General features: G+C 65.7%; 16 protein-coding genes. 6 read left to right on the top strand and 10 right to left on the bottom strand.

Annotated features, from left to right (window positions below):
* Window positions 1-5 precede the first annotated feature (5 nt).
* The 3 genes from ACJJV6_RS12460 to ACJJV6_RS12450 form a co-directional block, all read right to left on the bottom strand.
* A complete protein-coding gene (locus tag ACJJV6_RS12460; protein ID WP_407709018.1) occupies window positions 6-1,097 on the bottom strand; it encodes a hypothetical protein in 1,092 nt (363 codons plus the stop codon).
* Between the two features lie 84 nt (window positions 1,098-1,181).
* Window positions 1,182-2,177, bottom strand: a complete 996-nt coding sequence (locus tag ACJJV6_RS12455; protein ID WP_407709017.1) for a glycosyltransferase family 2 protein — start codon at window positions 2,175-2,177, stop codon at window positions 1,182-1,184.
* A gap of 1 nt (window position 2,178) precedes the next feature.
* Window positions 2,179-3,030: a glycosyltransferase family 2 protein gene (locus tag ACJJV6_RS12450; protein ID WP_407709016.1), complete on the bottom strand. Its 852-nt coding sequence runs from the start codon at window positions 3,028-3,030 to the stop codon at window positions 2,179-2,181.
* A gap of 387 nt (window positions 3,031-3,417) precedes the next feature.
* Here ACJJV6_RS12450 and ACJJV6_RS12445 point away from each other — a divergent pair, with 387 nt between their 5' ends.
* The gene (locus tag ACJJV6_RS12445; protein ID WP_407710499.1) at window positions 3,418-4,116 is read left to right on the top strand and encodes a YqjF family protein; all 699 of its coding nucleotides are present in this window, start codon (window positions 3,418-3,420) and stop codon (window positions 4,114-4,116) included.
* Between the two features lie 64 nt (window positions 4,117-4,180).
* On the opposite strand, the gene ACJJV6_RS12440 is transcribed toward ACJJV6_RS12445, so the two are convergent.
* Complete coding sequence (locus ACJJV6_RS12440) at window positions 4,181-4,501, bottom strand: hypothetical protein (protein ID WP_133351606.1); 321 nt, start codon at window positions 4,499-4,501, stop codon at window positions 4,181-4,183.
* Between the two features lie 100 nt (window positions 4,502-4,601).
* Here ACJJV6_RS12440 and ACJJV6_RS12435 point away from each other — a divergent pair, with 100 nt between their 5' ends.
* Entirely contained in the window at window positions 4,602-5,399 is a 798-nt protein-coding gene (locus ACJJV6_RS12435) for a ZIP family metal transporter (RefSeq protein ID WP_009356932.1), read from the top strand.
* An 11-nt stretch (window positions 5,400-5,410) separates the two neighbouring features.
* Here ACJJV6_RS12435 and ACJJV6_RS12430 read toward each other — a convergent pair whose 3' ends face one another.
* A complete protein-coding gene (locus ACJJV6_RS12430; protein WP_407709015.1) occupies window positions 5,411-7,867 on the bottom strand; it encodes a Tex family protein in 2,457 nt (818 codons plus the stop codon).
* A gap of 159 nt (window positions 7,868-8,026) precedes the next feature.
* Here ACJJV6_RS12430 and ACJJV6_RS12425 point away from each other — a divergent pair, with 159 nt between their 5' ends.
* Window positions 8,027-8,323: a hypothetical protein gene (locus ACJJV6_RS12425; protein ID WP_354176387.1), complete on the top strand. Its 297-nt coding sequence runs from the start codon at window positions 8,027-8,029 to the stop codon at window positions 8,321-8,323.
* Window positions 8,324-8,552: 229 nt separating this feature from the next.
* Here the strand turns inward: ACJJV6_RS12425 and ACJJV6_RS12420 are convergent, their stop codons facing one another.
* From ACJJV6_RS12420 to ACJJV6_RS12405, 4 genes are all read right to left on the bottom strand, one after another.
* Complete coding sequence (locus ACJJV6_RS12420; RefSeq protein ID WP_407709014.1) at window positions 8,553-9,623, bottom strand: alkene reductase; 1,071 nt, start codon at window positions 9,621-9,623, stop codon at window positions 8,553-8,555.
* Window positions 9,624-9,733: 110 nt separating this feature from the next.
* On the bottom strand, window positions 9,734-10,474 hold the full coding sequence (locus ACJJV6_RS12415) for a hypothetical protein (protein WP_407709013.1): 741 nt from the start codon (window positions 10,472-10,474) through the stop codon (window positions 9,734-9,736).
* Between the two features lie 183 nt (window positions 10,475-10,657).
* Entirely contained in the window at window positions 10,658-11,293 is a 636-nt protein-coding gene (locus ACJJV6_RS12410; RefSeq protein WP_407710498.1) for a DUF6318 family protein, read from the bottom strand.
* A gap of 195 nt (window positions 11,294-11,488) precedes the next feature.
* The gene (locus ACJJV6_RS12405) at window positions 11,489-13,216 is read right to left on the bottom strand and encodes a purine-cytosine permease family protein (protein ID WP_407709012.1); all 1,728 of its coding nucleotides are present in this window, start codon (window positions 13,214-13,216) and stop codon (window positions 11,489-11,491) included.
* A 216-nt stretch (window positions 13,217-13,432) separates the two neighbouring features.
* Here ACJJV6_RS12405 and bioB point away from each other — a divergent pair, with 216 nt between their 5' ends.
* From bioB to ACJJV6_RS12390, 3 genes are all read left to right on the top strand, one after another.
* Entirely contained in the window at window positions 13,433-14,452 is a 1,020-nt protein-coding gene (gene bioB, locus ACJJV6_RS12400; protein ID WP_407709011.1) for a biotin synthase BioB, read from the top strand.
* Window positions 14,453-14,778: 326 nt separating this feature from the next.
* Window positions 14,779-15,213: a pyridoxamine 5'-phosphate oxidase family protein gene (locus tag ACJJV6_RS12395; protein WP_009356926.1), complete on the top strand. Its 435-nt coding sequence runs from the start codon at window positions 14,779-14,781 to the stop codon at window positions 15,211-15,213.
* Between the two features lie 19 nt (window positions 15,214-15,232).
* Entirely contained in the window at window positions 15,233-15,676 is a 444-nt protein-coding gene (locus ACJJV6_RS12390; protein WP_009356925.1) for a very short patch repair endonuclease, read from the top strand.
* A 6-nt stretch (window positions 15,677-15,682) separates the two neighbouring features.
* On the opposite strand, the gene ACJJV6_RS12385 is transcribed toward ACJJV6_RS12390, so the two are convergent.
* The gene (locus ACJJV6_RS12385) at window positions 15,683-16,906 is read right to left on the bottom strand and encodes a glycosyl hydrolase (protein WP_407709010.1); all 1,224 of its coding nucleotides are present in this window, start codon (window positions 16,904-16,906) and stop codon (window positions 15,683-15,685) included.
* Window positions 16,907-17,030: the final 124 nt, after the last annotated feature.

Here is a 17,030-nt window from a genome sequence, read left to right as displayed (position 1 = left end):
ACCCCTTATGCCTGCTCGTCGAGGACCGCCGGCAGCAGCTCCTCAAGATGGCGGACAATGTCATCGGATGCCTGGTCGGCCGACCACGCGGCAGGCACCTGCAGCAGGTGGCAGGGACGTCCGTCGAGCGCCTTGCTCAGCACGAGCCCCTTGGCCGCGAAGTGCTCGCGCCAGGGAACGACGGACGTGGCGGCCAGGCCGGTCACCACCCGCTGCGAGAAGCTTGCCATTTCGATGTGGAAGTTGCCCATCATCCGGTCAACCATCCAGTCGGTGCTCTTCTCCAGAATCTGTGTATGGCTGCCTTCGTACCGCTCGATGTAGATGGAGGCCGCGAGTGGTGCCGAGGTGGTCACTTGCCGTCCGGGAAACGCTGCTCCGGCGTCAACCATGCGGTGCTCGGGGGACCATTTGCGGGAGAAGTCCGCGAGCCGCGGATAGCGGATGACGTAAGGGTGCACCAGCGTGGTCAGGCGGCCAACGCTCTGCGAGAGCGACGACGGGACGAGGGGTTTCCGGACACCTTCAAACAGGTGCGGGTAGATGTTCCGGTGGTGCGGCTTGATGAACATCGGCTTGGCGTAGCCGAGCAGGGTGGCGTCCTCGGCGAGGAAGGCCCAGTCGTCCCCCATGAACGACCATCCTTCGCGCCGCATCAGCTTCGCGGCGGTGCTCGTCTTGCCGGTGCCTCCGGCGGCAGGAAGCGCGATCGCGTGGCCCCGGTAAGCCATCGTTGCAGCATGGATCATCGCGGCTCCGCGCTCAACCATGGCGGCATCGAGGACGGGCACTACGGACGTGAGCAGTTCGCCTGCGCCGTGGATGCGCCACTGCTCCGCGTCCCGGACCACCTGGACCCGGTCGGCATTGAAGCGCACGGCGTTCTCGGTGTACGCGAGCTCGTGCTCAAGGTGGCCCGCATCCGGCATCGGCTCCGGCCGGTCATCCACCACGATGTGGGCTGGCCGTTCGGAGTCGGTGGCGAAACACGCCAACATGGTCTTGAGCTGGTGGGCTGCCGGCGCCTGTGCATCAACGCTGATGTTGATGCGGCCGTGGATGTCAAAGTTGAGTGCTTTGGTCTGTCTAGTGCGCATGTTCGTCCCCTGTCTAGATGATGTGTTGGTCGGATGGTGTTGCTGGACTGGACGGTGTCGGCCCCCGAGCCTTGCCGACGCCGTTCACTGCACGTCCCGCCATGGACTCACTCCGGCCAGGACCGGCTGGTTCAGGGGGCGACCAGGCACACGGCCAAGCTGGCGTCCGCGGAGGTAGCCTGCCGATGTATAGGCCACTACCGCAACGAAAGCAGCCGCGCGGCCCAGTCCCGAGGGATCTCCGCGGGTCCAGTCGTAAATCCCTGCAAAGAACGCCCGGGGAAGGATGCTGCGGACGTACCTGCGTTCCGGGCCGAGGGCCCGCTTATGCCCCACGACCTGGCTGACCTGGGCCTTCGAGATCCCCTCCGACCAGGACCGTGAAAGCATGTAGCGGATGGTTCCCCGGCTTGCCGGAACATGGTGGCGCACCAGCGCCGCCGGTTCGTAGACGATCCGGCTCCCGGGGGAGCCCATGGTCGACCGGATGCAGATCTCCGTCTCCTCGCACCCCAAAGGCGTCGAGCCCCGCCGGCCGAGGGAGTGGTTGAAACCGCCCACCGTTCTGATCACATTAAGCCGGAAGGACATGTTGGCACCGATGACGTTTCGAACTTCGGATGCCACCCGTGGCAGGCCCCGGTGGCTGCAGCCGACAATCCAGTCGAGCTCTTCGCCAAAGAAACCAGGCCGCCCCGCTTCCCAGAGAGGTTCCACCCGGCCGCCCACGCCCAGCACCTCGGGATCGTCATAAAGGGCCATCAGGCGTTCAAGCCAGTCCGGCGCCGCCACGGCGTCGTCATCGAGGAAGGCGACGACGTCCGAGTCCGCCAGGCCCACACCGGTGTTGCGGGCCCCGGAGAGCCCACGCGGGCCGGTGTTCCTCGCTACGGTGATATCGTCGGCCGTCTTTGCCAGCCGCTCGTAAAGTTCCTCGTTGTGGTCGATGACCACTATGACTTCCTTCGGTGCAAGGGTTTGCCCCCGGAGCGACTCGATGACATCCAGCAGCCAGTCCCAGCGCTCTGCGGTGTAAGCGCAGATGATCACTGAGACGGTTGGGGAAGGTAGGTACTCCATGTCAGGCCACGCTCACAACAGGAAGAACGCTCTGCGGATCCGTGGGTGTCCGCGGGAAACTCACACTGGCGTAGGCGTACTTCACGCGGCGCAGGGCCTCCGGCCGTGCACCGGCGGTGGGTGAATCCCACAGGAGACATTCGTGCGCCATCGTCCCCAGGACCCGCCAGCCGTCCCGGAAGGTCTGGAGGTTGGACACTCCGGAGATGCGGTCCAGTTCGAAGCTGGGGACCTCGGCGATTCGAAGGCCCGCCCTGGCGGCCCGGACGATCAGCTCCGTCTCGATTTCGAACCCGTCGGACTCGAGCTGCAGGACATCCAGGCACTCCCGCCGGAAGGCGATGTAGCCGTAGCAAAGGTCGGAATAGTTGCTGTGCAAAACCGCGTTGGCCAGCCCGGTCAGCGCCCGGTTTCCGGTGCGCCGCAGCCATGTCAGGTCCTCCGACCCCCCACCGGTGACATAGCGGGAACCCTTGACGAAGTCATAGTCGTGCTGCAGTGGAGAAACGAACCAGCCGATTTCCTGCGGATCCATGCTTCCGTCGGCGTCCAGCATGACGATGATGTCACCGGTCGCGGCAGCGAATCCGGACCTGAGCGCCACACCTTTGCCCTTGCGCTTTTCGTCCACCACCTTGATGTCCTGGCGCACTGCCCGCGCCACTTCGACGGTGTTGTCAGTGGACCGGCCGTCGACGATTACCACCTCATCGACGTACAGAGGCATACGCCGAAGGACCCAGGGAATGTTCTGGGCCTCGTTCAAGGTCGGGATGACCACGCTGATCGACGCCCGCACCGGCGCTGCTGCGAGCTTAGAGAGCGAAATGGGGGGCTGAGTGGAGATAGACATATGCCTCACCTCTTCTTGGCGTGTGGAAAACTCTGGCCAATGGGGAAGCACTGCTGAGTCAGCGCTTGTTGGGCCTTGGCAGTTCCTTGGCCCGGGGTAGGTCGAGCATAGAGTCGGCCAACCCGAGTATTCACCAGTAATGAGTACTCGCCTTTTTAGTCGCGTCCTACTGGAGGGAAATGCCTCTTCCAGAAGCTAGGAGGGCGGGGGCAAGGCTGTTTGATCCATGCGGTACGTTGGGTAACCCGTCCCATGAGCACGTTAGGTAGGGTGGGTACCCCGCCGCTGAGGCGAGGGTGGGCCATGTGAAGGGATCTTGCTGTGGACGAACACTCGAACGCCGGATCCCTCTGGCCCAGCCCGCCAGAACTGCCACTGCCCACCATTATGGACCAGCGCTGGACAGACGCAATCTTCCTCCACTGGCGTATCCCGGAGCCAGAGGCTGCCCGCTTCATGCCGGCGGGAACCCGGCCGGACGTGTTCGACGGGTCGTCATGGGTGGGCCTCATTGGATTCCGCATGCGGAAAGCGGGCATCGGACGGGGCCCGGCGATTCCGTACCTGGGCACTTTCAACGAGGTCAACGTCCGCCTCTACTCCCGGGAAGCGGACGGCACGCGCGGCGTAGTGTTCCTCAGCCTGGACGCAGACCGGTTGCCGGTGGTCCTGGCGGCAAGGGCGGCGGAAATCCCCTACGTCTGGTCGCGGATACACCACCACCGCTGGAGTGCGCCAGGGACCACGGGCAACGGCGCCCAAGGCTACACCGTCCGCCGCTTCAGGCAGGGCGCGCGGAGCAGGTTCAGTGTGGTGCCGCACTTCAATGCGGCAGTGGACGATCCCTTATCGGTCCATCTCACGGCGCGTTTCGGCATGCACGGCACTTTCAGGGGCCGGACCATCTACATTCCGAACTCCCACGAACCGTGGCCGCTGTACGCGGCGGAACTGCATGATCTGGACGACGGCATCGTGGAAGCTGCCGGGATCAGAGTGAGCGGCCCGCCGGAGTCAGTCCTCTATTCTTCGGGGGTGCGCAGCCGGTTCGGGCGGCCGCGAGTCGTTACGGGGAAGCGGCAGTAACGGCATGCGTACCCTGGGCCGGCGGTAACCTCGGGCCCGAGGCAATTTTCGGGCCCTTGGCAGGTCAGGCATCGCGCCAGCCCTGCCCCTCACTGAAGGTCGCCACCAGCGTGCCAACGCCCGGCTGCAGTGAGTTGGAGGGATCGAAGTACAAGGATGCCTCGGCGGCCCGGCTGTGCGAGATCAGCTGTTCCGCTTCCAGCTTGGCCTCCGGCACAGTGGCACCGATGATGCCGGTGCGGGCGGGGAGCTCGGTGGTGTGTACCACCTCGGCACCGGTCTGGGTCAGCGGAACGGTGGTACCCGAGTTGATCTCATCATGGGGAAACTCAAACTCGGCATCATCGGACGCGGCGGGGATGGTGTACTCCAGGAAATAGGTCATGATCCACCATTGCAGAAAAGCCTGCGCTGCCGAAAGTCCGCCGCGCGCGCCCCAAGCACAACGTATTCCCACGTCAACAAGGCCCTCCTATACTTGCCGCATGTTGATGTCGCTGTGGTTCGGCGTCATAGCATCCAGTGCACTGGTTCTGGGTGCCTTTATCGGTGTCCGGTTTGAGCTGCCCAAGCGGCTCCTGGCTATGCTGCTCGCGTTCGCCGCCGGGGCGCTGATCACTGCACTGGCCTTCGAACTGTTCGAAGATGCCTATGAACATGGCGGGATCATCCGCGCGGCCATCGGTCTTATAGGTGGCGCGGTGGTGTTCACGGTCCTCAGCGCACTTCTGGACCGCTGGGCGCAGCCCGGAAAGCCGGAGCAGGCGACACCTGCGGACGAGTTCCAAGGCAGCGCCAAGCTCGATACGGATGCTGCCGCGTCCGATAAACGTGCCACTTCTGCCTCAACACGAGGAGCGGCAGGGCTGGCATTGCTGGCCGCGGTCACCCTGGATGGGGTGCCGGAGAACGTCGCCCTGGGGATCGCGCTTGGTGAAGGCACCGGCGGGCTGGCCCTGCTCGCCGCTATCTTTGTCTCCAACTTCCCCGAAGCCCTGGTTGGTTCAGCCTCCATGCGGAGCCAAGGACGCTCAACGGGCAGCATCCTGGCTCTCTGGTTGGGGTGCGCGGCCCTGCTGGTCATCGCCGTTGTTGTCGGCGCAGGGCCGCTGTCCGGGACGGATCCTCAGGCCATCTCGATACCGCTGGCGTTCGCCGCCGGCGCCGTCATCGCATCCCTGGCAGATACCCTCATGCCGGAGGCCTACGAACACGGCGGCCCGGCGGTGGCCCTCAGCACGGCAGCCGGGTTCGTCCTGGCCTTCACCCTGTCCTTGGCCTAGGCCCTACCGGACTATTTCCCCAGTCCCGCCCTGCGGAGCGCTTCTGCCATGGCCGTGTTCGCCGGTTCCGGCCTGAGCGACGATCCACGGCCGCCGCCGGAGGTGTTCCGGCCACCGGTCTTTTGCGGGTCCTGCCGCCTGCGGGCGGCGTCCTGCCGCGCCCCGCGCTCGGCAGGCTGCGGCCGTCCGCCTGACCTCTCCGCAGCGGGCTTGCCCGCGCCGGCACCCCGGGAGCCCTTCGCACCTCCGGCGGGTCCGTCGTCGAGCCTCAACGTCAGGGAGATCCGCTTCCGCTCCGGATCCGCCTCCAGAACCTTCACCCGGACCACCTGGCCGGACTTCACTACCTCGCGGGGATCAGACACGAACCGGTTGGCCAGGGCGGACACGTGGACCAGGCCGTCCTGGTGGACGCCAATATCCACGAAGGCCCCGAACGCCGCCACGTTGGTCACGGTGCCCTCCAGCACCATCCCCGGCTTCAGGTCGGAAATTCTTTCAATGCCCTCGGAGAAGGTGGCGGCAGCAAAGGCAGGGCGCGGGTCCCGGCCGGGCTTGTCCAGTTCGGCCAGGATGTCCGTGACGGTGGGCAGGCCGAAGGTGTCATCCACAAAGTCCCTGGCATCCAGCGAGGAAGCGGACGCAGATCCGGCGGCCACCAGAATCTTCCGCGCCACCGCGTAGGACTCCGGGTGGACGCTGGACGCGTCCAGCGGCTCCGCTCCCCCGGTGATCCGCAGGAAGCCCGCGCACTGTTCGAAGGCTTTGGCTCCCAGCCTGGGGACCTTCTTCAGGTCGGTGCGCCGGGCGAACGGGCCATGCTCGTTCCGGTACGCCACGATGTTTTCGCTCAGCAGGGGCCCGACGCCGGCCACCCGGCTGAGGAGCGCGGGCGAAGCGGTGTTGACGTCCACTCCCACGGCGTTCACGCAGTCCTCCACCACGGCGTCCAGGCTGCGGTCCAGCTTCGACGCCGTCACGTCGTGCTGGTACTGCCCCACGCCGATGGATTTGGGGTCGATCTTCACCAGTTCCGCGAGCGGATCCTGGACCCGGCGCGCGATGGACACCGCGCCGCGCAGCGAAACGTCCATGCCCGGCAGCTCGGCGGCTGCGAGCGCGGATGCCGAGTACACGGATGCGCCGGCTTCGGACACCACCAGCTTCTGCGGCTTCCGGTCCACGTCCGGCAGGAGCTTGATCAGCTCGGCAGCGAGCTTGTCCGTTTCCCGGGATGCGGTGCCGTTGCCGATGGCCACGAGTTCGACGGCGTGCTGGCGCGCCAGCTTCACCAGGGTGGCCAGGGCTTCGTCCCACTTTTTCGCGGGGGCGTGCGGGTACACGGTGTCGGTGGCCACCACTTTGCCGGTGCCATCCACCACTGCGACTTTCACGCCTGTGCGCAGGCCCGGGTCCAGGCCGAGCGTGGCACGGTTGCCGGCGGGGGCTGCCAGGAGCACGTCGCGCAGGTTGGCGGCGAAAACGCGGACAGCTTCGTCCTCCGCTTCGGCAAACATCCTGCCGCGGAGGTCCGCGGTGAGACGGGCCAGCACGCGGGACCGCCACGCCACCTGGGCGGTCTGCATCAGCCACGCGTCGGCGGGCCGGCCGCGGTCGGCGACCCCGAGGCACCTGGCCACCGCAGACTCGTACCGGGAACGGGCGGCGGCGAGGGCGTCGTCGTCCGCGGGATCCGCCTCGGCGAGGTCGAGCTCGAGGATGCCGTCCTTCTCGCCGCGCAGCAGCGCAAGGACCCGGTGCGACGGCATCCCGGCGGGGGCCTGCGCGAACTCGAAATAGTCCGCGAACTTCTGGCCGTCCGCTTCCTTGCCCTTCTTCACGCGGGACACCATGCGGCCCTGCGTCCAGAGCCGCTCGCGCAGGGTTGCGGCCAGGTCGGGATCCTGCGCCGCGCGCTCCACCAGGATGGCGCGGGCACCCGCGAGCGCGGCGGCGGCGTCGCCGATCGCGTGCTCGGTGTTGAGGTATTTCGCCGCCTCCTGCTCGGGCTGGAGGTCGGGCCGCTTGAGGAGGGCCTCGGCCAGCGGTTCCAGGCCCGCTTCCCGGGCGATCTGTGCCTTGGTGCGCCGCTTGGACTTGAACGGCAGGTAGATGTCCTCCAGCCGGGACTTGGTGTCCGCGGCGAGGATCGCTGTCTTCAGTTCCGGGGTCAGCTGGCCCTGCGCCTCCACCGCTTCCAGGACGGCGCGACGGCGGTCGGCGAGCTCGCGGAGGTAGCGCAGGCGCTCCTCAAGGTCGCGGAGCTGGGTGTCGTCCAGGGTGCCGGTGGCCTCCTTGCGGTACCGGGCGATGAACGGGACGGTGGATCCGCCGTCGAGCAGTTCCACCGCGGCCTTGACCTGCCAAGCCTTGACGCCCAGCTCGGTGGCGATTTGAGCGTAAATAGCATCGTCGCCCGTGGGCGCTGCAGAGGGAACGGAAGAGGGTGCTTGCGGCAGTTGAGTCACCAGAACATCTTGCCTTACCCGCCTGCGCCGCTCCACTGCTGCCGGCGCAGCGCCCCGGAGCTGGGGTGGTTTGGGCCCGGCGCGGGTATTCCGATCAGGCCCGCAAAGTGCTGTAGTGGAGGTGCCGTCACTGGGACAAAGCTCGAGGAAGAGGCCGCCATGCGGGAACTGCTGATTGTGTTTCAGGAGGGGTTCGAGGAAGCCAATATCACCGTGACGGTGAATGGTAAACAGGCGCGGCGTGACCTTGGCGTGTCCACCAATCCGATCCTTGGCATAGCGTCCGAGGTCTCCGTGGAGCTGCCGGCGAAGGGCGCCCAGGTGGGCGTGGAGGTGACCAACCGCGGGCTCAAGGCGATCACGAAGGTGACCGGCAAGCCGAAAAGCGTGCTCGTATCGATCGAGGACGGCAAGCTGGTGATGAAGGAAGGAACCGGCCGGGAAGCCGTTTTGTAGGCCTGTTCAGCCGGTGCGGCAACTGCCGGTGGCGGGGGTCTGGTAAAAGTAAATTCGATGGAGTAGCATCTGATCACCGCCGGCTTCCAGAGGGGTCCGGCGGGCCACATCAAAAACGTAAGTCGGAAGTCGTCGGATGGCTTCCGGCTCCGCTGCCGGGACAGCACACCGCGCAGCAACGACGGCGGCACCCACTGCAGGTGCCGCCGTCGCCATGTGTCCGGGCTGACTAGCCCTGGTAGGCGGGGTAGTCGATGTACCCCTTAGCGCCATCTGCATAGAACGTGGACGGATCCGGCTCGTTGAGGGGAAGGGCTTCCTTCCAGCGCCGGGCAAGGTCAGGGTTGGCAATCGCGGGCCGGCCCACCACCACAGCGTCCGCGTGGCCGTCGGCAACGAGGTTCACTGCCTCGTCCCGGGTGGTGACCACGCCGAAGCCCGTGTTGACCAGGAAGGTGCCGCCGAACCGGGCGCGGAGGTCCTGCACGAGTTCACCGGTGGGTTCGTGGTGCAGGATGCTCAGGTAGGCGAGGTTGAGCGGGGCGACGCTGTCCACCAGGACTTCGTAGGTGGCGCGCACATCGGCCGGGTCGGTCTCGGCGATACCCTGCACGTTATGCTCCGGGGAGATCCGGATGCCCACGCGGTTGGCGCCCAGCGCTGCCACCACGGCGTTGACCGTCTCGATGACGAAGCGGGCCCGGTTTTCCGGCGAGCCGCCGTAGCTGTCATTGCGGACGTTCGAGTTGGGGGCCAGGAATTCATGGAGCAGGTAGCCGTTGGCGGAGTGCAGCTCCACGCCGTCGAAACCGGCTTCGATGGCGTTCACCGAGGCGTCGACGATCTCCTGGATCAGCAGGGGCAGTTCGTCGGTGGTGAGGGCGTGCGGGACGGGGTACGGCTGCTTTCCGGAAGGTGTCCGGACTTCACCCTCGATGGCGACGGCGCTCGGCGCGACCAGGGGGACGCCCCCGGTGATGTCCGGGTGCGAAACCCGCCCGCCGTGCATGATCTGCGCGAACATCCGGCCGCCCTCGGCGTGCACGGCGTCGGTGACCTTCTTCCAGCCGGCGATCTGTTCCTGGGTGAAGATACCGGGCTGGCCCGGGTAGGAGCGGCCCGCGGGGCTGGGGTAGGTGCCTTCGCTGACGATGAGGCCCAGGGAGGCGCGCTGGCGGTAGTGTTCGGCGACGAGCGGACCGGGGACGCCTTCCTCGCCGGAGCGGAGCCGGGTCAGGGGCGCCATGACCAGGCGGTTGGGAAGTTCAAGCTCGCCGAGGGTGAGAGGGGAAAACAGCATGCGCAGTTCCTTTCGAAGGCTAAAGACGTACTGCCCATGCCAACTGGGGCGCGCGTGCAACTATTCCGGATGCGACCGGAATCACAACCTGTTGGATGCTGCGGAACGGGCTAACGGGATGCAGCCGCGCCGGGGCAGCCCTGGCCCTGCGGGTTGGCGTTGCAGTCGTCGGCGTAGTTGCGCGTCAGCGAACGCCAGACGCTGACGGTCTGGGGCGGTGCACTGAACTGGCCCTGGCCGGGGATGGGCAGCGGCGGGCCGGCGTTGACGGAGTACGTTCCCTGGAAGGACGTGGTCAGGACAACCTGGAAGTCGCCGGTCTGTCCATAAGCGTGGCTGGTCCGGGTCTTTTCACCCCAGCGGTCCTGCGGCAGCGGGCCTCCCATGGAGGGCTGGGGACCGAACACCGTGCCGTCGCCGTAGTTCCAGGTGTACTGGACCGGGGTGGCGACCACATGGACGGCCTGGCCGAACATCGTGATGTCGAACTGCTGCTCTACCGCCTCGGCGTAGAAGTTGGTTTCAGCGCCGCGGAGCGTGTGCGGGCTTGGTTGCGCTGTGACGGTTCCCGCGTTGATGGGCAGGTTCTGGAATTCCCGCTGGATGTCTGCGGCTATGCGCGGCAGCAGGTCCTCCGGCGCTGCGTCGTAGAGGCAGGTGGGCCCGGAGTGGTGCGCCCAGACGGCACCCGGCACTCCCCTCGGCCGGGACAACCACATGACCGGGATCCCGTCTTCACCGTCGGCGCCGTCCTTGCACTCCAACTGCCGGCCCAAGCAAGGGGTATCGAAGTCTCCCCCGCCAAGATGGCACTGTAGTTCGTATTTGTACTCGTTGGGATCGGTGTTCACGGCGCCGGGTTCAGCGCGTACTAACTTGCCGGTTTCGTTATCTTTCACCCATTGATCAGCGCCGACGTACAGGCCCCTATCTTCGTATCCGACTGAAATATCGGCGTGCGCAACTATTGGGGCGAGCACACTTATCAGCGCTGTTAGACAGACAACTTCCAGTCCCCTGGCTTTCATCTCGGACTATCTAATTAGACCGAGGTCTGTCATTGTCCAGCCTTGAGGCGCAAAGGTGGCCGCTGCACGGCTTCCCGTGTTTGTGGCTGCAGTGGGAGCTTGGTGCAGACTGCCATCCGGATTTCTGATTTCGATGGCTTGTTGAATGACTTGAACTACGGCATACGGCTCTGCGTCAGGTTCAATAGTCGCGGTAATTGCGGGCGTATCAATCCCGCCTCCTGATATCCAACGACCCTCGCCCCAGGCTTCCTCCACCCCGTCCTTCAAACCTGTACAAAAAACACAATTCGGCCCGCTGATGATTGCCAAGCTTTCCGTATCGCCCGTTTCGTAGGCATAATCCAAAACCTCATACCAGTATCGAACGAAAGCTTCGAGGCCTTCCTTCGTCTCGGTCTTAGCCACCTCGGGCATGACGGGAACCGGGACGTTTTGGGCTGGGCCGGAGGCGTCGGCGGGCTTGTAAGCGGCGGTGGGTGACGGGGTAGGCGTTGGCGAGGCGCTGGTGGTGGCCAGGCTGGTCGACGCAGGAGTGGTGGTCCCGCCCTGTCCGGGCGACTCCCCGGAATTGCATCCGGCGAGTCCAAGGGAAAGAGCAACTGCCAGGCCGAGCGCTCCAGCCCGGAAACCACGCGACATAACAACGTTGTGTAAAGCCATGGGCCGCTATTCCCCCAGTAGTTATAAGACGGCGTGCTCCGGACAGTGCCTTAAGGGTAGCCCACGTCACAATTAGTCGACCAAACTTATCCACAGGCAAAGCCCATAAGGAAAGCCGGTGCAGGCAGGCACCGGCTTTCCTTATCGGCGAACGGCCGTCAGCGCACTAGACCGTCACCGCTGGGCAGGCAGGACCAGCTTCCCGGTCTTGTCCGTGGACAGGGCGAGCGACGAGACGTACTGCGGGCCGCCGTCGGGCGCGTCCTGGGCGGACCGGACCATGTCCGGACGCTCGAACTCGATCCCCGTCACGTGGCAAAGGAGCTTGGCGTCGCTGGGGTTCCCGTCGGCGTCGAACATGGGCAGGTCGATGCCGTCGTCCGTGCGCCGGAGGTAGTAGCGGCCGCGGGTCAGCACGGCCAGCAGCGGCGGAAGAACCAGCGCCAGGCCCACCGCGAAGATCGGCGAGTACGGCTGGATGGCCGCCCCAAACGCGCCGAAGAACACAGCGATGGAAATTCCGGCGGACAGGAGCATGGACACGAAGCCCACCGGGTTCACGGCGTAGAGCATCCCCCGGCGGAACTCGGGCACCTTCGGGGAGATCTTCAGAAGGTACTTGTTGATGGCGATATCGGACGCCACCGTCACAACCCAGGCCATGGCGCAGTTGGCGTAGAAGCCCAGGATGGTGTTGAGGAAGTCGAACATGTTGGCTTCCATCAGGACCAGCGCGATGGCAAGGTTCACCGCCACGAACACCATCCGCCCGGGGTAGGTCTTGGTGATGCGGGTGAAGCTGTTGGTCCAGGCCAGCGACCCGGAGTAGGCGTTGGTCACGTTGATCTTGATCTGCGAAATGACCACCAGCACCACCGCGAGCGCCATGGCCAGCCAGGCCGGCATCATCTCCCGGTAGACGCCCAGGAACTGGTGGACAGGTTCGTTGGCCGTCGCGGAGGCGGCAGGATCGAGGGTGGCGATCAGGTAGATGGCAATGAACAGGCCAACGATCTGCTTGATGGCACCGAAGATCACCCAGCCGGGCCCGGCCAGGATCACCGCCCGCCACCAGGCGCCACGGTTGGCGTCGGTCCGTGGCGGCATGAAGCGGAGGTAGTCGATCTGCTCGGCGATTTGCGCCATGAGGGACAGGCAGACGCCGGCAGCCAACATCACCGAGGCAAGGTTGGGCCCGCCGTCGCCCGATTCACCGGTGTAGGCGAAGAAGGTGTCGATGCTCTCCGGGTGGGACACCAGGAGATACCCCACGGGCACCACCATCAGGAGCAGCCACAGCGGAGTGGTCCACACCTGCAGCTTGGCCAGCGTGTTCATCCCGTAGATCACCAGCGGAATGATGATCACCGTGGACGCGAAATATCCCAGCCACTGCGGGATCCCCAGGCCAACCTCGAGTCCCTGCGCCATGATGGAGCCTTCAAGCGCGAAGAAGATGAAGGTGAACGTGGCAAAAATGACGTTGGTGACCACTGATCCGTAGTAGCCGAAGCCGGAGCCGCGCGTGATCAGGTCGAGGTCGATGTTGTAGCGCGCCGCGTAGTGCGCCAGCGGGAATCCGGTGGCAAAGATGATCACCGCGGCCACCAGGATGCCAAGGATCGCGTTGACAGTGCCGTAGGCGATTCCGATGTTCGCCCCGATCGAGAAGTCGGCGAGGTAGGCGATCCCGCCCAGGGCGCTGGTGGCCACCACGCCCGCGCTCCACTTCCGGTAGGACCGCGGAGCAAACCTCAGCGTGTAGTCCTCCAGGCTTTCCTTCGTGGCGTTGAGTGCCGCGGTGTTGCCACCCGCGGTGTTTGGCGGGGCGCTTCCGACGACGGCGGCGGCAGGCGGTGCCGGCGCCTCCAGAAGCTGCGGTGTCCGTTGGTCGTTGCTCATCTGTCAGGGTCGCTTTCGTCCGGGGAGGGGGTCCGGTGCGACGCTATCCAGCCGGAAAGACAGTCCAGTCACGGACCTGTTTCCGCTGTGTTAAGTCTTGACCAAAGCTGTCAACAAAACCGGCGGCCAGCCGTTGTGGCCATCCCACAAAAACACGCGGGCAGTGCAGAACTAGCGTCGGCAGGGAAGCTATCCAAGCCAGCCGGAGGACCACCTATGACGACTCAACCGCAACTCCTGAAGCATCCAATCCTTGAGACCGCCCGCGAGCAGGTCCTGGAACAGGGGCGCGGCCTGTCCGAAGCCCAGCTGGTGGAAGTCCTGCGCCTGCCGGACGAAGCCCTTCCCGCTGCCCTTGACCTCGCCCACCAGGTGCGCCTGAAGCACTGCGGCGAGGACGTGGAAGTGGAGGGCATCATCTCCATCAAGACCGGCGGCTGCCCCGAGGACTGCCACTTCTGCAGCCAGTCAGGCCTCTTCGACTCCCCCGTCCGCGGCGTCTGGCTGGACATCCCGGAACTGGTCAAGGCCGCCAAGGAGACGGCCGCCACCGGCGCCACCGAATTCTGCATCGTCGCCGCCGTCCGCGGACCGGACATCAAACTCATGAACCAGATCAAGTTCGCCATCGACCGGATCAACGAGGAAGTGGAGATCAACATCGCCTGTTCCCTGGGCATGCTGACCCGCCGGCAGGTTGACCAACTCGCCAGCTGGGGCGTCCACCGCTACAACCACAACCTCGAAACGGCGCGCAGCTACTTCCCCCACGTGGTCACCACCCACACCTACGAGGAGCGGCTGGAAACCTGCGCCATGGTCAAGGACGCCGGCATGGAACTGTGCTGCGGGGCCCTCATCGGCATGGGCGAAACACTCGAGCAGCGTGCTGAACTCGCGGCGCAGCTGGCCGCCCTGGACCCGCACGAGGTCCCGCTGAACTTCCTCAACCCCCGGCCGGGCACCCCGCTGGAGAACCAGCAGGTCATGGACGGCAAGGACGCCCTCCGCGCCATCGCCGCCTTCCGCCTCGCCATGCCCCGCACCGTCCTGCGCTACGCCGGCGGCCGGGAGCTCACCCTCGGCGACCTCGGCACCCGCGACGGGCTGCTGGGCGGAATCAACGCCGTCATCGTCGGCAACTACCTCACCACCCTGGGCCGGCCCGCCACCGCCGACCGCAACCTCCTGGTGGACCTCAACATGCCCATCAAGGAACTCCAGAAGACGCTATGAACCGGGCTTCGACGGGCTCAACCACCGGCGTTACACCAACCTTCCGCACCTTCTGCGGGCACTGCGGCGTATCCACCGAGAAGGAAGCGTACGACGGCGGCAGCACCCCGCCGTCGTACCCTCACCCGGCGTGCGCGGCGAGGCTGGAGCTGGAGCCCCCGCGCTTTTGCGTCCAGTGCGGGCGGCGGCTCAAGGTCCAGGTTTCCCCTTTGGGCTGGTGGGCCCGCTGCTCGCGCCACGGCCAAACGTCCGCTCCCGCTGAAAGCGGCTGAGGCAAAACCGGCAACCCTCTGGCGCGTTTCTACAATGAGTAGAAGAATGGCTTCATGATGTTTGAACACGCAGACGGCCAACCCGTACTCGAACTCACCGACGAGCAGTCATGGCACCTTCTGGAGAACACCAAGCACGGCAGGCTGGTGGTCTCGGTTGCGGGCGAGCCGGATATCTTCCCGGTCAACTACGTCACGGCGGAGCGGAAGATCTACCTCCGGACGGCGCCGGGCAACAAGCTGGCACAGCTGACCATCAATTCCACGGTGCTCTTCGAGGCGGACGGCATCGTCTCGGACGAGGCCTGGTCAGTGGTGCTGCGCGGAACCGCCCGCGTGCTGAACAAATCGGCAGAGCTGGAGGCCGTGGAGGCGCTGGGCCTGAAGACCTGGGTGCCCACGCTCAAGGACTTCTACGTGGAGATCGAGCCGAAGTCGGTCAGCGGCCGCCACTTCGTGTTCGGCGAACAGCCCGAGCGGGAGATCTGACCGCTCCTAGACTTGGAGTATGGCGGACAAGCTGACTCCGGAGCGGCGCAGCTGGAACATGTCCCGGATCCGGGGCAAGAACACCAAGCCCGAACTCCTGGTGCGCAGGCTGCTCCATGCCAAGGGTTACCGCTACCGCCTGCACGGCAGGTCCGGTACGTCGCGGCTGCCCGGCAACCCGGACCTGGTGTTCGCAGGCCGCCGCAAAGTCATCTTCGTGAACGGCTGTTTCTGGCATTTCCACGATTGCCGGGTTGGGCAGCACGCCCCAAAGGCCAACGCGGAATTCTGGGCGGCGAAGCGCTCCAGGACGAGGGAGCGCGACGCCGGCCAGCGCCGCCAGCTTGAGGACGCCGGGTGGGAGGTCCTCACCGTCTGGGAGTGCGAGCTCAAGGACGGCTCAGCGCTGGAGGACCATCTGGTGCGCTTCCTGGAAAGCGGCACTGATCGGCCGGCCTCTTGACGGTATTCAGCTGCGCCGCGCCAGCAAGGCGTTTCGAAGTGCGGACGCGGACGAGTCACTGCTGTTGATGCGCCAGTCGGCCTCCTTCTGCAGGTGGAACCATACGAAGCCCACCACGTCAGGCTGGGCTGCCAGGTAGGACACCAGTTCGGTGTTCCAGGCGGCCTTGGAACCGCCCAGCTCGGTGGAAGCCGTCTCCGCGATGAGGATGGGCTTGCCTGGAGCCAGCGTCCGGAGCTGGGCGATGCCGGGGCCGAACAGGTCCTGCGGCATGATCCAGCTGCTCCACGTCTGGGACGTGCCCCAGTTGTAGCCGTCCAGGGCAACCACGTCCACATAGCCAGCGCCCGGGTAAAGGCCGGCAAGGTCTGTGGATCCCCAGTAGGGAACGTTCGGCGACCACACCCATTGCACGTTGCCTGCTCCGGCAGCCGCCACAAGATCGTGCACGTGCTGCCAGGCCGGAATGTAGTCGCCGGACTGGTTTCCGTTGACCCCTTCGGACCAGGGGTACCAATTCCCGTTCATCTCGTGGGCAAAGCGCATCATCACGGGCTTGCCCCAGGCAGCGAGGGCCTGGCCCCACTCGGTGATCCGGGCATCGAAATCCCCGGCCGCAATCCGGTCCAGCGAGTACGCTGGCTGGTTGACGCCGCCGCCCCAGGCCCACGGCTCCCAGGTCACAAGCGGCTCCGCCCCCCGTGCGTGCACCGCGTCCAGCTCTGCCAGGGGCGGGGCCTGCCGGAAGTCCTTGTAGATCAGGACCAGCGAGGGACTCTCCCCGGCGAGATTGGCCACCTCATCCAACTCCGCCGCTGCCATGGCTCCCCCGGCAGTGCCAACGCCGAAACGCAGCGGGTCAGTGCTGACGGCGGGTGGCTGGGGCGCGGGTACAGGCGCTGCCTGCACGACGAAAACGGTGGAGGCCTTGATGGAAGAGGTCTTGGCCGTGATGGTGGTGCTCCCGGCGGCGCCAGCGGGAATGGTGATGCCGGCGCTGAAGGCACCGGTCGCCGTGGTGCGGAACTGGAACGTGGCAGAACCGACGATCACCGTTCCCGTGGTGGAGGCCTTGAACCCCGTACCGGAAACCGTGACGGCGGATCCCGCCGGACCGGTCCCCGGGTTGACTGCCACCTGTGCGGCAGGAGCGCCGGCTGCGGCCGGCTGCACGCCGGACAGAGCGAGCCCGGTCCCAAGGAAGACAGCGACAACTAACGTCCTGAGCATTCGAAACAAGGCACCCATCCCCAGCTGACGGGCGGCCGGAGCCGCGATGTTTTCGTGCAGGAAGCACTGGCTCAAGTATTGGGCGCAGGTCCCGCCCTCCCATCAAGAAACCCACAATTCTCCC

It is taken from the genome of Arthrobacter nitrophenolicus (genome assembly GCF_045833485.1).
Lineage (GTDB): Bacteria > Actinomycetota > Actinomycetes > Actinomycetales > Micrococcaceae > Arthrobacter > Arthrobacter nitrophenolicus.
This window is presented reverse-complemented; position numbering and strand designations above follow the sequence as displayed.